The 13,257-nt window shown below is 45.6% G+C and carries 13 protein-coding genes; 5 read left to right on the top strand and 8 right to left on the bottom strand.

Annotation, left to right across the window (positions count from 1 at the left end):
• Positions 1 to 91: 91 nt before the first annotated feature.
• Positions 92 to 892 carry a zinc-dependent metalloprotease gene (locus BR62_RS0103475; protein WP_007410016.1) on the top strand — a complete coding sequence of 267 codons (801 nt, stop codon included), beginning with the start codon at positions 92 to 94 and terminating at the stop codon, positions 890 to 892.
• A gap of 33 nt (positions 893 to 925) precedes the next feature.
• On the opposite strand, the gene BR62_RS0103470 is transcribed toward BR62_RS0103475, so the two are convergent.
• From BR62_RS0103470 to csoR, 6 genes are all read right to left on the bottom strand, one after another.
• A complete protein-coding gene (locus tag BR62_RS0103470; protein WP_007410015.1) occupies positions 926 to 1,345 on the bottom strand; it encodes a disulfide oxidoreductase in 420 nt (139 codons plus the stop codon).
• Positions 1,335 to 2,006: a DsbA family protein gene (locus BR62_RS0103465; RefSeq protein WP_032869683.1), complete on the bottom strand. Its 672-nt coding sequence runs from the start codon at positions 2,004 to 2,006 to the stop codon at positions 1,335 to 1,337. The genes BR62_RS0103470 and BR62_RS0103465 overlap by 11 nt, the downstream gene beginning before the upstream one ends.
• A 117-nt stretch (positions 2,007 to 2,123) precedes the next feature.
• On the bottom strand, positions 2,124 to 4,235 hold the full coding sequence (locus BR62_RS0103460) for a heavy metal translocating P-type ATPase (protein WP_032869680.1): 2,112 nt from the start codon (positions 4,233 to 4,235) through the stop codon (positions 2,124 to 2,126).
• A 149-nt stretch (positions 4,236 to 4,384) separates the two neighbouring features.
• Complete coding sequence (locus BR62_RS0103455; RefSeq protein WP_032869677.1) at positions 4,385 to 6,814, bottom strand: heavy metal translocating P-type ATPase; 2,430 nt, start codon at positions 6,812 to 6,814, stop codon at positions 4,385 to 4,387.
• An 83-nt stretch (positions 6,815 to 6,897) separates the two neighbouring features.
• Positions 6,898 to 7,104, bottom strand: a complete 207-nt coding sequence (gene copZ / locus BR62_RS0103450) for a copper chaperone CopZ (RefSeq protein WP_015240581.1) — start codon at positions 7,102 to 7,104, stop codon at positions 6,898 to 6,900.
• A gap of 75 nt (positions 7,105 to 7,179) precedes the next feature.
• Positions 7,180 to 7,485 (bottom strand): copper-sensing transcriptional repressor CsoR, encoded by a 306-nt coding sequence (gene csoR / locus BR62_RS0103445; RefSeq protein ID WP_003151723.1) that lies wholly within the window; start codon positions 7,483 to 7,485, stop codon positions 7,180 to 7,182.
• A 138-nt stretch (positions 7,486 to 7,623) separates the two neighbouring features.
• Between csoR and BR62_RS0103440 the strand changes: the two genes are divergently transcribed.
• Positions 7,624 to 8,664, top strand: a complete 1,041-nt coding sequence (locus tag BR62_RS0103440) for an oxidoreductase (RefSeq protein ID WP_032869676.1) — start codon at positions 7,624 to 7,626, stop codon at positions 8,662 to 8,664.
• Positions 8,665 to 8,708: 44 nt separating this feature from the next.
• Here BR62_RS0103440 and azoRB read toward each other — a convergent pair whose 3' ends face one another.
• Positions 8,709 to 9,344: an FMN-dependent NADH-azoreductase AzoRB gene (azoRB, locus tag BR62_RS0103435; RefSeq protein ID WP_032869675.1), complete on the bottom strand. Its 636-nt coding sequence runs from the start codon at positions 9,342 to 9,344 to the stop codon at positions 8,709 to 8,711.
• Positions 9,345 to 9,698: 354 nt separating this feature from the next.
• Positions 9,699 to 10,550, bottom strand: coding sequence for a helix-turn-helix transcriptional regulator (locus tag BR62_RS0103430; RefSeq protein WP_007410007.1), 852 nt, complete (start codon positions 10,548 to 10,550; stop codon positions 9,699 to 9,701).
• Between the two features lie 103 nt (positions 10,551 to 10,653).
• Between BR62_RS0103430 and BR62_RS0103425 the strand changes: the two genes are divergently transcribed.
• Genes BR62_RS0103425 through BR62_RS0103415 form a run of 3 tightly spaced genes read left to right on the top strand, consistent with a single transcriptional unit; the run spans position 10,654 to position 13,076 of the window.
• On the top strand, positions 10,654 to 11,871 hold the full coding sequence (locus tag BR62_RS0103425; protein WP_032869673.1) for an MFS transporter: 1,218 nt from the start codon (positions 10,654 to 10,656) through the stop codon (positions 11,869 to 11,871).
• A complete protein-coding gene (locus BR62_RS0103420; protein WP_007410005.1) occupies positions 11,871 to 12,287 on the top strand; it encodes a carboxymuconolactone decarboxylase family protein in 417 nt (138 codons plus the stop codon). The genes BR62_RS0103425 and BR62_RS0103420 overlap by 1 nt, the downstream gene beginning before the upstream one ends.
• Before the next feature lie 3 nt (positions 12,288 to 12,290).
• The gene (locus tag BR62_RS0103415; RefSeq protein ID WP_032869671.1) at positions 12,291 to 13,076 is read left to right on the top strand and encodes an amidohydrolase family protein; all 786 of its coding nucleotides are present in this window, start codon (positions 12,291 to 12,293) and stop codon (positions 13,074 to 13,076) included.
• Positions 13,077 to 13,257: the final 181 nt, after the last annotated feature.

Here is a 13,257-nt window from a genome sequence, read left to right as displayed (position 1 = left end):
GGAGCAAGAACATTTACCTATTTTATACTATTTTGGGAGGTTTATTGGAAGTTTCATTGAATACTTTCTCTAACAAAAAGGGGGTTATGAGATGAAAATCAGTTCACTTGTTTTTCCTGTTTTATTGGCCGCCGGATTAATTCCCGGACTGCCGTCAGCCGAAAGCCATACGCATTCGCACACTCATGCGGAGCCGGCGAAAACGGTGTATACGGACCCGCTTCCGAAAGCCGATCATTTTAAAGATCTGAAGGGCCCGGTCCAAGTCGAACAGACGGTTGACACAAAAATTCTGGATGAAAACGGCAAGCAGGTCGGCACGAAACGATTCAATGCCAATGTCAGTCAGGATAAAGCCTCAACTAAAGCCAGCACGGGCAGCCAGAAGGTCAGAGTGCTGGCGGTGGCGGACGCTGAATACCGCGCCAAATACAGCGACTGGCAAACGCGAATCGTCCAGATCGTGGAGCAGGCGGATGTTGCTTTTAACCGTGATCACAACATTGATTTCGTCGTACAGGCCGTGCAGGCTTGGAATTCCTCCGGCTCAAACAGTTCTCAGATTTTATCGAATCTCCAAGGCAGCTTCAGAAATCAAAATTATCATTTTGTCGTCGGTTTTACCGCAAAATCAAGTTTTGACGCCGGCGGTATCGCGTATGTATATAACGGCAAACCGAGCGGCCCGGCTTTCAGCGTGAACCTTGATCAAGGAACGGCCAACACGGCGAAAGCGGCACAGCACGAGTTTTCCCATAACTTCGGACTTCAGCATGACGCCCAAGGCAGCGGCATCCGCTGCGTCATGAATTATGATTATGCCTATTCCGTGGATATTTGGGACAGCTCCCATAACAGACAGATTGCGACAAACAAAGCTTGGTACAAATAATAGAAAAAGAGCCGCTCCCATGGAGCAGGCTCTTTATTTTGCCGTGCGTTCCGTTTTGACAAAACACATGCAGATAATAATGAGAATAAATGCCGTCAATGCCAGGAAAGGAATGGTAATGAAACCGAACCAGTTTATATATTCAGATGAGCAAGGCACGCCGTAGACACACGGCTTGATGCCGCTAAAACCGGGCACCTTCTGCTCAAGGTAATGCATGATCGATATAAACGCGCCGATGACGGCCATCGGCAGCACGTATTTTTTCACGCGCGTGTCACCCTGGAAGGTGGCGATTCCTAAAATCAGGACAAGCGGGTACATGAGAATTCTTTGATACCAGCACAGCTCGCACGGTATGAATTTTCTGATCTCGCTGAAATAAAGGCTGCCGAGCATGGCAGCAAGAGCTATCACCCAAGAAGCATATAAAAATACAATTCTATTTTTCATTTTTCAGCTCTTTCTTAATCGTTTTTGAAATCTCCTCATAATCAGAGAATTTTTTAATCACTTTGTTATTTACGTAAATCGTCGGTGTCGCCGTTATGTTTAATTTATCATTCAGGTCAGTGTCAGCTTTCAGCTCTTTTGCAAATGTCTCTTTATCAAGGTTTTCCTTCAGCTTGTCAGGATCAACCTTTTTTGCGGTGCTTTTGACCGTCTTTTCAAGCAATGCAGGCGTGACCCATTCCTGTTCGCTTGACGGCTGCTGTTCAAACAGCTTTTCATGGAATGCCCAGAATGATGCCGGGTCTTCTTTCCACACTTCTTCTGAAGCAAGAGCCGCCAGACGCGAGCCGCTTCCGTGGTACATGACGTTCACAAATGAAAATTTCACGTCGCCTTTATCGATAAAATCTTTTTTGATTTTCGGAAAGATATCGCTGTTAAATACTTTGCATGACGGACATTTGTAATCTCCGAATTCAACTACCGTAACAGGCGCGCTGTCTTTGCCGAGCACGGGCTGTCCTTTAATAGAAGGCTGTTCGGCGACTGTTTCGCCCGCTTTTTCCGTTTGGTTGTTAATAATTACGATGGCCGCAAATAAAACGACAACGATTAACGTCAGAATCACCGCAAATTTCGCAGACGATTGTTTCTTTTTCACTCAGACACCTCATTGTTTTTAAAATAAAAAAGAAGCGGATGCCGGATGGCCCGCTTCTCTATTTTACCAAGACAACCTTGTTTAAGAAAACCCTGAAAAACGAATTATCTTTGACAATTATTCCGCTTTCACTCTCATGACGCGCATCGCGTTGGCAACGGCGATCAGCGTGACGCCTACATCTGAAAAGACCGCTTCCCACATGGTGGCGAATCCGAATGCGCCAAGCAGGAGAAAAATGATTTTTACGCCTAAAGCAAATCCGATGTTCTGCCAGACGATCCGGCGTGTTCGGCGTGCAATCCGGATGGCTTCGGCTGCTTTTGACGGCTGGTCTGTCATCAGGACGACATCGGCCGCTTCGACGGCGGCATCAGAGCCGAGAGCCCCCATGGCAGCTCCGATGTCAGCTCTGGCAAGCACAGGCGTATCATTAATCCCGTCGCCGACAAACATCAGTTTTTCATTCGGTAAAAGCGCCGCTTCAAGTTCTTCGACGCGGTCTACCTTGTCACCCGGCAAAAGCTCTGTGTACACGTCATCAATACCGAGCTCTCGGCCGACAGCTTCTCCGGTCTGCTTTGAATCACCCGTCAGCATCACTGTCCGCTTCACGCCGAGCGCTTTTAAATTGGCAATGGCCTGTTTGGCGTCCTCTTTGATTTCATCGGCGATCACGATCGCCCCCGCATACTGCTGATCAACGGCGACATAGACGACGGTTCCGTTGTTTTCAGCTGTGCCGGAAGCGATTTGTTCTTTTGCCATCAGTTTTTGATTTCCGGCTAAAATCGTTGATCCGCCGGTTTTCACCCGAATGCCGTGTCCGGGTATTTCTTCATATTCTTCAATCTCCTCAGCCGAGAGCGGTTGATTGTAAGCTTCACGGATGGAAGAAGCAATCGGATGATTGGAATGGGCTTCCGCAAGCGCGGCCGCATGAAGCAGGCTGTCTTTTGTAAACCCTGCCGCCGGTTTGATATCAGTAACGGCGAAATTCCCTTTCGTTAAGGTTCCCGTTTTATCAAACACGGCGTATGCCACCTGATTGAGCGCTTCTAAATAGTTGCTTCCTTTCACGAGCACCCCTGCTTTAGACGCAGCTCCGATACCGCCGAAAAACCCGAGCGGAATGGAGACGACGAGTGCGCACGGACAAGAAATCACAAGGAAAATCAGCGCGCGGTACACCCAGTCGGATAGCGCGGCTGAAGGCACGAGAAGCGGCGGTAAAAAGGCGAGAAGCACCGCAACAATGACAACGGCCGGTGTATAGTACTTGGCAAACTTCGTAATAAAGTTTTCCGTTTTCGCTTTGCGTCCGGCCGCATTTTCGACCAGATCCAATATTTTTGACACGGCAGAGTCTTCATATCCTTTAGAGGTTTCAATATGAAGCACGCCGTTCTGATTCATAAATCCGGCCATCACATCTTGCCCCGGCTCCGCTTTTCTTGGCACGGATTCGCCCGTTAAAGCGGATGTATCAACCATCGAAGAACCGCTCAGCACCTTTCCGTCCAACGGAATCCGTTCTCCGGGATTCACGACGATGACCTGTCCGACTTTGACGTCCTGCGGCGGAACGGCAGTCATGCCGTTTTCCGTTTTCACATTGGCGTACTCAGGACGGATGTCCAATAACGCGCTGATCGATTTTCTGGATCGGCTGACGGCCGCTCCCTGAAACAGTTCACCGATTTGGTAGAACAGCATGACCGCGACGCCTTCCGGATACTGATGAATCATAAATGCGCCGATCGTGGCAAGCGCCATCAGAAAATGCTCATCAAATACCTGGCCGCGGACAATGTTTTTTCCCGCTCTGGCTACGATATCGCCGCCGATAATCAAATATGAAGCAAAAAAGAGCAGAAACTCAAGGACGGCGCCCGTGTGTGCGAAGTAAGCGATGACGGCCAAAACGGCTCCCGCTCCCAATCTCACTAACATCAGCTGCAGCTTTTTGCGGTATTCATCCTCGCCGGGTTTGTCTTCGTGCTTCGAACGAACGGTCACATGAGGATCAATGGACTTTACTTTTTTCGCAACCTCATCTTTCATCCATTGCTCGTTTTTGCCGCCGGCTGAGACCGTGATGGTGCTTGCCGCAAAATTGACAGCACAGCCGTCTATGCCGTCAATGGCTTTTACGCCGTTTTCTATTTTTTTTGCACAGTTGCTGCAATCAAGTCCGTCTAATACAAATTCACCTTTGGCTGATTTCATTTTCGACTCACCCTACTTTCCGTAATAGGATTCCCATAACATCAATACAGCTAAACGAATTTATATATATGAACATATACTCATATATGTGTTTTCTCTATTATATGCAGGCTTTGAATAAAGTGTCAATAAAAAAGACAAAACAGGCATCAGCCCATTTTGTCTTGTTTCACCTTCTGTAAACGCAAAGCATTAAGGACGACCGATACTGAGCTGAACGCCATGGCAGCGCCTGCCACCCACGGGGCCAGAAAGCCGGCCGCCGCAATCGGAATGCCGATGCTGTTGTATCCCAATGCCCAGCCTAAATTCTGCTTGATGTTTCTCATGGTCAGCCTGCTCATGCCGATGGCGTCGGCAATGCCGTTCAGGTCACCGCGGATCAGCGTAATATCGGCTGCTTCCATTGCGATATCTGTGCCGGTGCCGATGGCCATTCCGATATCGGCCACAGCCAGCGCCGGAGCATCATTGATGCCGTCACCGACCATCGCCACGCGCCGGCCTTCTTTTTGCAGCCGGGAAATTTCCGCTGCCTTTTGTTCGGGAAGCACTTCGGCGATCACGCTGCCGATGCCCGCGGCTTTTGCAATGGCTTCCGCGGTCTTTTTGTTGTCACCGGTCATCATGATGACGTCAAGCCCCATATCATTCAGGCGTTTCACCGCGGCCGGAGATGTGTCTTTGATTGTATCGGCGACTGCGATAAGCCCCGCCGCTTTGCCGTCTGCCGCAATAAGCATCACCGTTTTTCCTTCCGCCTCCAAGCGGGCCATGTGAGGAAGCAGCGCCTCATGTTCGATGTGTTCTGATTCCATCAGCCGTCTTGATCCGGCAAGAATCGTTCTGCCGTCAGCCTCGGCATATATCCCCGAACCGATCCGGGCTTGGAACCGGGTGATTTTTGGGATGGCAATCCCCCGTTTTTCGGCTCCTGAAACGATGGCTTCTCCAAGCGGGTGCTCTGATCCCGTTTCGGCGGCCGCCGCCAGCCGCAGGAGTTCCTCTTCGTTCATTCCCGCTGCCGGTACGGCATCTGTCAGAACCGGTCTGCCGTTTGTCACCGTTCCTGTTTTATCCAGTACGATGGTCGTCAGACGCTGTGTTTTTTCTAAATGCTCTCCGCCTTTAAAAAGAATGCCGAATTCAGCTGCGCGGCCGGAGCCCGCCATAATGCTCGTCGGAGTGGCGAGCCCGAGTGCGCACGGACAGGCAATGACAAGCACGGCGATGAATTTGCCGATCGCTTCAGAAAACTGTCCCGGCGCGGCCCATACATACCAAATGAGAAAAGTCAGCACGGCCAGCCCCAGCACAATCGGAACGAAAATGCCTGAAATGTGATCCGCGAGCCGCTGAATGGGGGCTTTTGACCCTTGGGCTTCTTCCACGATTTTAATAATGTGTGCAAGCGCGGTATCTTTCCCGACATTCACCGCTCTGATTTTGAGAAAGCCGTTTGCATTGATCGTCGCCCCGGTGACGGTGCTTCCGGGAGACTTATCAACAGGCATGCTCTCCCCCGTAATCATCGATTCATCAATTGCGGAATGTCCTTCAATCACTTCGCCATCGACAGGAACACGTTCTCCCGGTTTCACATATACGATATCCCCCGTCCGGACCTTGTCAATCGGAATCACCTGTACCTTCCCTTCCCGCTCAACCGCCGCCGTCTTCGCCTGAAGCTTCATTAACTTTTTAATCGCTTCTGATGAGCGGCCTTTTGCTTTCATCTCTAGAAGCTTTCCAAGCAAAATCAAAGTCAGCAAAATGGCGCTCGTTTCATAATAAAGCCCCTCAACATGTCCGTCTCCTCCGAGAGACGCAATCGTCATGTACAGGCTGTATGCGTAAGCGGCCGTCGTTCCGAGCGCCACGAGAACATCCATGTTGGCGCTTTTGTTTCTCAGCGCCTTATACGCTCCCATATAAAAAGGCCAGCCGATGACGAGCTGCACCGGGGTGGCAAGCGCGAATTGCAGCCACGGATTCATCAGGATATCCGGCATCCAGATAAAAGAAGTAAAAGAAAAATGGCTGACCATCGACCATAGAAGCGGAAATGAGAGAACGGCAGAAAATATCAGCCTGATCAGCTGTTTTCGCTGCTCTTTCTCCTTTTGAGATAATCCGCCGTCTTGGCCGTCCGCTTCCTTTTTTTCTAATCGGTAGCCGAGTTTTGCCACGGTCTCTTTCAGTTCTTTCGGTGTCACCTCTTTCGGATTGTATTCAACGGTGACCGTTTCCAGGGCGAAATTCACCGGTGCGCTCACAACACCCCCTATTTTGTTCAGGCGCTTTTCAATCCGGTTGGCGCAAGCGGCGCACGTCATGCCTTCAATCTGAAACTCGGCTTTTTCCGTCACGACGTGATAGCCGAGTTTTTCAATTTTTTCTTTTATGGCGCTTGCTTCGATTTTGTCAGGGTGATAGGAAATGTTTGAAGTCTCAAGCGCAAGATTGACGGAAGCGTCATTGACGCCGTCCATCCGTTTCAGCCCTTTTTCAATTCTTGAAGCGCAGGCGGCGCATGTCATGCCCCCCACTTGAATGGTCATTTCTTTCGGTTCACTCAATGTCCTCATCTCTCTCCATAAACCCCATGGGGGTATAATTATGATAAAAGAAAACCGCGCCCGTTTCCGCAGCGCGATAAATCCTATACGACGTCATAACCTTGATCTTCAATCGCGTCTTTTATATCTGATACGGAGACTTTGTTCTCATCAAACGTCACATCCACCTGTCCGGCTTCCAATTTCACCTGAACCGCCGTCACTCCGTTCAGTTCTCCTACTCCGGTCTCTACTGCTTTGACGCAGTGCTGACATGACATGCCTTCGACTTGCAGTGTTTTTTGTTCCATGATGATTCCCTCCACGTCTTGTTTTTTCTTCTTCATGTTACCATACCCCTGTAGGGTATTTCAAAACATTTTATTTTACGATTTTGCGATTTTTTTCACAACATCAAGCAGCTCGGCAATCGCCTGCTCCCCGTTTCCGCTCTCAATGGCGCCGGCTACGCAGTGATGGGCGTGATCTTCCAGCAGATGAAACGCGACTTTCTGCATGGCCGCCTGTACGGCTGAAATCTGCACGAGAATATCCACGCAGTATCGTTCGTTATCCACCATATTCTGAATGCCCCTGACTTGGCCTTCAATCCGTTTCAGCCGGTTCAGGATCTGGTCTTTTTCCTTGGCGCTTTTATGATTTAACGATTGATGCTCGGTATGTTTGTCCATTTTCCACCTCGGTTTTTTTCTTCGTTATCTTCATTATACAGACTTGAAAATCCGGTGTAAAAAATTTTCAACACACAAGTTTTACCAGTACACCCGCGGGGTATATAATGTTATCACTTATCAAGAGGGGGAAACTCATTGAAAACGATACAAGTTGGCATATTGGGATATGGTTTGTCGGGTAAAGTTTTTCATGCGCCGCTTTTGGACGTCCTTGATGATTATCAGATCAAAAAAGTCATGACGTCCAGAACGGATGAGGTCAAACGTGATCTGCCGGGGGCTGAAGCCGTGCGCGCGATTGAAGACATTACCGGTGATCCTGACATTGATCTCGTCATCGTCACGACACCGAGCGGAACGCATTATGAATCAGCGATGAAATGTCTTCTGGCGGGAAAACACACCGTCGTGGAAAAACCGATGACGGCGACTTCAGCAGAAGCGGAGGAGCTGAGAAGAACGGCTGAAAATAAAGGCGTCTTACTGAGCGTGTACCACAACCGGCGCTGGGACAATGACTTTTTAACGATACAAAAGCTGATTCGGGACGGGGCGCTTCAAGACATTCATACATATCAAGTCAGCTACGATCTATACAACCCGGTTGTACAGGAAAAATGGCGCGAAAAGAACGGACCCGCCACGGGAACGCTGTATGATCTCGGTTCACATATTATTGACCAGACACTTCTGCTTTTCGGAATGCCGGAATCCGTCACCGCACATGTGATGAAACAGCGGGACAACAGTGAAACCGTTGATAATTTTCTGGCCGCGCTCCATTACGGCAAACTTCAGGTCATTCTTCAATCCGGCTCCATGAATGCGGCAAGCGGCCCGCGCTATCAGATTCACGGTCGGAATGCAAGCTTTATCAAATACGGAATGGATGGACAGGAAGATGCGCTTTCAGCGGGCAAAAAGCCGATTGACGACAGCTGGGGCGCCGATGATCCTGACAACTTCGGAGAGCTGACAATCGCAGCGGATGAAAAACGGCATACAGAAACAATCCCCTCTGAGAACGGCTCTTACCTTACGTACTACAAACTGCTGGCAGACAGCATCTTAAACGGAAAACCGCTTCCCGTTACGGCAAAAGAAGGCATCGATGTCATCCGTGTCATTGAAGCGGCGATGAGAAGCAGCGAACAAAAACGGACGATTGCCCTTTAATATGAAAAACCTCCCAGCCGTACGGCGGGGGGGTTTTTTTAAGATCAGAATGATTTTCCGGCTTCTTTCGCGCGGGCAATCGCATCTTCTTTAATTTGCTGTGCTTTATCCGGTTCAGCATTATGGCCTTCAACGATTAATCCGTCAAAAGAAGGAACGCCGAAGAAGTTCATCATGATGCCGATGTAACGGTGGCCCATTTCCATATCAGCCGCCGGTCCTTCAGAGTAATAGCCTCCGCGCGCCTGAATGTGAAGCGCTTTTTTGTCTGTCAACAGACCGATCGGGCCTTGCTCTGTATATTTGAATGATTTTCCGGCTACAGCCACAGAATCAAGGTACGCTTTCATAACAGGCGGGAATGAGAAGTTCCAAAGCGGTGTGACGAATACGTATTTGTCAGCTGACGCGAATTGATCGCTCAGCTCGTTCAGACGGCCGACTTTCGCTTTTTCGTTTTCAGAAAGCTCGTCAAAACCTGTGCCGGATTGAAGTTTTCCCCAGCCGCTGAATACATCCGCATCGATATGAGGAATGTTCTCTTTGTAAAGGTCGATATGTACAACCTCATCATTCGGGTTTGATTCTTTATAAGAATCGATAAACGCTTTTCCTGTCGCCATGCTGTAAGATGTCTTTTCATCATGAGGATGAGCAGTGATATAAAGTACTTTTGCCATTGTAAACAGCCCTTTCGTTTTCAGATTACACACACATTTATTATGAAATATGAATGTTTTTTTATACTGATCAGTTCTGTAATAATTATAGTTACAAAAAAATCTTTTCGCAACAATAATATCTCGAAATCAGTGTATTTTTTAAAAAAGGCTGCAAGAAGTACCTCCAGCAAATCGAAAAAAACCCGCGTTAAGCAAATTTCGACAAAGAAAAGACCGATTTTGACCATGTTAAGCCTAAATCGGCTGTTTCATTTCAGACAGTTGTGTGGAATTTATCCATGCAAAATGTTCCTGCTCTTATATTAGAGACAAACGAATTCCGCTTCATACGTTCGAATTTATCACACTCTTTTATTGCAGGTCTGCTTGCCAGTTTAACAAATGCTTCATTTTCTGTTCTGTTTCACCTTCTTGGCGAGGTTGGTAAATGGTTAATTTTAGTTCAGGGGCATCGTACACTTGAAGAGTAATATGATCCATAATCATTTCTCCAACTAAAGGATGCAGCAGTGTTTTTTTGCCGCAAGGAGTACCTAGAACTTCATGTTTGGACCACCAATTACGAAACTCAGGGCTCTTATTGGTAAGTTCTTTAATGATATCTTTGAACCACTCATCACCGACAAAACGTGTATAGGCTAAACGAAATTGAGCAATCAAGCGTTGCGCATGATCTTCCCAATTAAGAAAGAGGTCTCGGTATTCTTTAGACGTAAAGCAACGCCAGACTGCATTACGATCTCGATCATTCATTTTATTAAAGTCACCAAAAACCACGGCAGCAGCTTTATTCCAGCTTACTATGTTCAATTTTTCGTCGGTTACATATGTAGGGCAGTATTCTAATTGACTCAATACATTTTTCAGGACGCTATTTACACTTTCAACGAGAGGTCTTCCCACCTTAGATAGCAATGGCCGATTTGCTAATAAAAATAGATGCTCTTTTTCCTCTTCATTTAACCTGAATACACGCGAAATAGCCTCCAATACGTCTGAAGATACCTGTATATCACGCCCTTGCTCTAACCATGTATACCAGGTTACTCCTATTCCTGCCAGCTGAGCTGCTTCTTCTCGGCGCAGTCCTTCTGTTTTTCTGCGCGGACCAATAGGTAAACCAAAGTCTTGAGGAGATAATCGCGCCCGTCGTGTTTTTAAGAAATCCCCTAGTTCTTTCCTTCTTTCTTTGTCACTTAACATGAACTTCTCCCCTTATAAGTAGTAGTTTTAATAATAGGATAAACACACTCCTATTCCCATTATAAACCTTCATCTATTCTAATAAATGAAGGAGGTGAGTTTTATGGTTTTCAAAAATAGGGCTGAGCCTTTCCCAAAAGGATTAGTTCTCCTCATGGCTGCAGCATGTGGTTTTACAGTAGCTAATGTCTATTTAAATCAAACGCTCTTAGTCAGTATGGCAAATACTTTTCACGTTTCTGAAAACTATATAGGAATTGTAGCAACTTTAACTCAAGTGGGATATGCATTGGGAAATCTTTTATTGGTACCATTAGGTGACATTTTTGAACGGAGAAAATTGATCCTAAGTTTATTATCTATTGTATGTATAATTTTAGCCGCAACTGCTTTATCAATGAATGTAACGTGGCTGATTGCAGCAAACTTAATTCTTGGATTTGTTACCATAGTCCCTCAAATTATTGTTCCTCTTGCTGCTAATTTAGCTTCAGAAGAGAACAGAGGAAAAGTGTTAGGGAATGTTGCCATTGGCTTAGTGTGTGGGATTTTAGGCGCTCGATTTATCAGTGGTTTTGCAGATTCCCATTTTGGATGGAGATCAATGTATTGGGCTTCTTTTGCTGGCACAATGATAATGATCATTTTAATGGCAATGTATCTTCCAAAAAGCAAAGGAAATCATGCAATGCAGTATAAAACATTACTTGCATCTTTAGGCCCGTTATTTAAAAAAGAAAAAGTGTTGCAAAAAGCTTGCCTGAGTCAAGGAATGATGTTTGGTTCCTTTAGTGCCTTCTGGACAACTCTTATTTTTTTATTAAATACTTCTCCGTATTCTTATGGGAGCACCGCGGCAGGTTTAATAGGTTTAGTGGGAATAGCTGGAGCCTTTGCAACTCCCATGATTGGCCGGGTGATCGATAAAAAAGGATCAAAATTTGCTAATACCTTATGTATGTTTATTTCTTTAATCGCTTTTCTGACCTTAATATTCTTAGGATATTGGTTACCGGGATTAATTCTTGGCGCACTATTAGTAACAGTTGGCACGCAAGCAAATCAAGTTGCTTGTCAAGCTGCTATCTTTCAACTATCTCCTGAAAAGAGAAGCAGATTAAATGGTTTATACATGGTATCTACATTCTTAGGCGGATCTTTAGGATCATATCTAGGTGTACTTGCTTGGAGCAAATGGCATTGGTATGGAGTATGTACAGTTGGGATACTCATGATAGGTATTGCTTTTAGTTCCTTATTTAGCTTACCTAAAAAAAGAACAGTAAAAAATAGAGAATTCGAGAAAGGAAGTCATATCTAATGTCTGAAAATACAGAAAACTACAAAAAGGGATTGGAAGTTCTATCAAAAATAGATCCGCACAACTATCAAAATATCGTGAACAGTTTTAAAGATTCAGCAGCACCTGACTTGGGAACTTTGGCTGTGGAATTTAATTACGGTCAAATTTTTTCCAGACCAGGATTAGATTTAAAATCCCGCCTTCTTGCAGCAGTTGCTGGTCTAACTGCTTTAGGAAATACGGAACAATTAAAATTTTATATTAACGGAGCTTTAAATGTCGGATGGACCGAAGAAGAAATTGTGGAAGCTATGATGCAAATGTTAATTTATGCAGGCTTTCCTGTCGCATTAAATACCATTTTAACAATAGCTACTGAAGTATTTTCTAAAAGACGAAATCAGCTGTCAGCCAATTTATTGGAAGGAGAGTAAAAAATGATCATTGATAGTCATGCCCACGTAGTTCTACCTGTAGAAAAACACATTGAAATGATGGATTCAAGCGGGATAGATAAAACTATTTTATTCTCTACGCTTGTTCATCCAGAAAAAAGTGAAAGCTACGATGAATTTATTCAGGAAATGGATGTACTGAATCAAATTTTAAATAACGAAATAAATCCCCTAGAAGCACGATCAAAAGCTTTAGAAGAATTGAGGGATGCTATCGCAAAATATCCTGACCGTTTTATTGGATTTGGATCAGTTCCCCTTTTAAGTTCCTCCGGAGAACTGCATGATTGGGTTGAGAAGATTGTAAAAGATTATAAAATGAAGGGACTTGGAGAATTCACCCTTGGTTCAGGTCAAATTAAAATGCTTGAGCCTGTATTCCAGGCAGCTAGTGATTATAATTCCTTTCCGATTTGGGTGCATACATTCCATCCACTCAATTTAAATGATATTCGGGAATTGTTCGCTTTAACTCGAAAATATCCCACTGTCCCTGTAATCTATGGCCATTTGGGAGGAATTCATTGGCTGCAAGTTATTGCATTAACAAAAGAAACAAAGAACGCCTACCTGGATATCTCTGCATTTTATACAACCTATGCATTATCTTTGGCTATAAAAGAACTCCCAGAGAAAACTTTATTTAGTTCTGATTTTCCATATGGTGATCCATTCCTAAATAAGTTGGCAGTTGAACGCCATGCTTCAAGTGAAGAAGTCGTACAACGAGTACTAGGCGGAAATATTGCTAACCTCTTAAAGATTTAACTTATTTTTATAACAATTTCTTAAGGAATATAAGTTTGAAGGATTGCATTCAGCAGGTTTTCATTCCTTACGTCTTTTAAATAATAAAGAGCCGATTTACTCTTAACGGTTAACGGGGTAAATCGGCTCTTTTCTTATCCAAAATGCTGGCGGGATCCCTTTAATGACGGGAATGGCAAGC

It is taken from the genome of Bacillus sp. UNC69MF (assembly GCF_000746035.1).
In the GTDB taxonomy this organism is placed as follows: domain Bacteria; phylum Bacillota; class Bacilli; order Bacillales; family Bacillaceae; genus Bacillus; species Bacillus velezensis.
This window is presented reverse-complemented; position numbering and strand designations above follow the sequence as displayed.

What these genes read in the sequence shown, in the direction of transcription:
- BR62_RS0103475 (WP_007410016.1), top strand. Translation starts at nt 92, where the DNA reads ATGAAAATCAGTTCACTTGTTTTTCCTGTTTTATTGGCCGCCGGATTA.
- BR62_RS0103470 (WP_007410015.1), bottom strand. Translation starts at nt 1,345, where the DNA reads ATGAAAAATAGAATTGTATTTTTATATGCTTCTTGGGTGATAGCTCTT.
- BR62_RS0103460 (WP_032869680.1), bottom strand. Translation starts at nt 4,235, where the DNA reads ATGAAATCAGCCAAAGGTGAATTTGTATTAGACGGACTTGATTGCAGC.
- copZ (WP_015240581.1), bottom strand. Translation starts at nt 7,104, where the DNA reads ATGGAACAAAAAACACTGCAAGTCGAAGGCATGTCATGTCAGCACTGC.
- csoR (WP_003151723.1), bottom strand. Translation starts at nt 7,485, where the DNA reads ATGGACAAACATACCGAGCATCAATCGTTAAATCATAAAAGCGCCAAG.
- azoRB (WP_032869675.1), bottom strand. Translation starts at nt 9,344, where the DNA reads ATGGCAAAAGTACTTTATATCACTGCTCATCCTCATGATGAAAAGACA.
- BR62_RS0103430 (WP_007410007.1), bottom strand. Translation starts at nt 10,550, where the DNA reads ATGTTAAGTGACAAAGAAAGAAGGAAAGAACTAGGGGATTTCTTAAAA.
- BR62_RS0103425 (WP_032869673.1), top strand. Translation starts at nt 10,654, where the DNA reads ATGGTTTTCAAAAATAGGGCTGAGCCTTTCCCAAAAGGATTAGTTCTC.
- BR62_RS0103420 (WP_007410005.1), top strand. Translation starts at nt 11,871, where the DNA reads ATGTCTGAAAATACAGAAAACTACAAAAAGGGATTGGAAGTTCTATCA.
- BR62_RS0103415 (WP_032869671.1), top strand. Translation starts at nt 12,291, where the DNA reads ATGATCATTGATAGTCATGCCCACGTAGTTCTACCTGTAGAAAAACAC.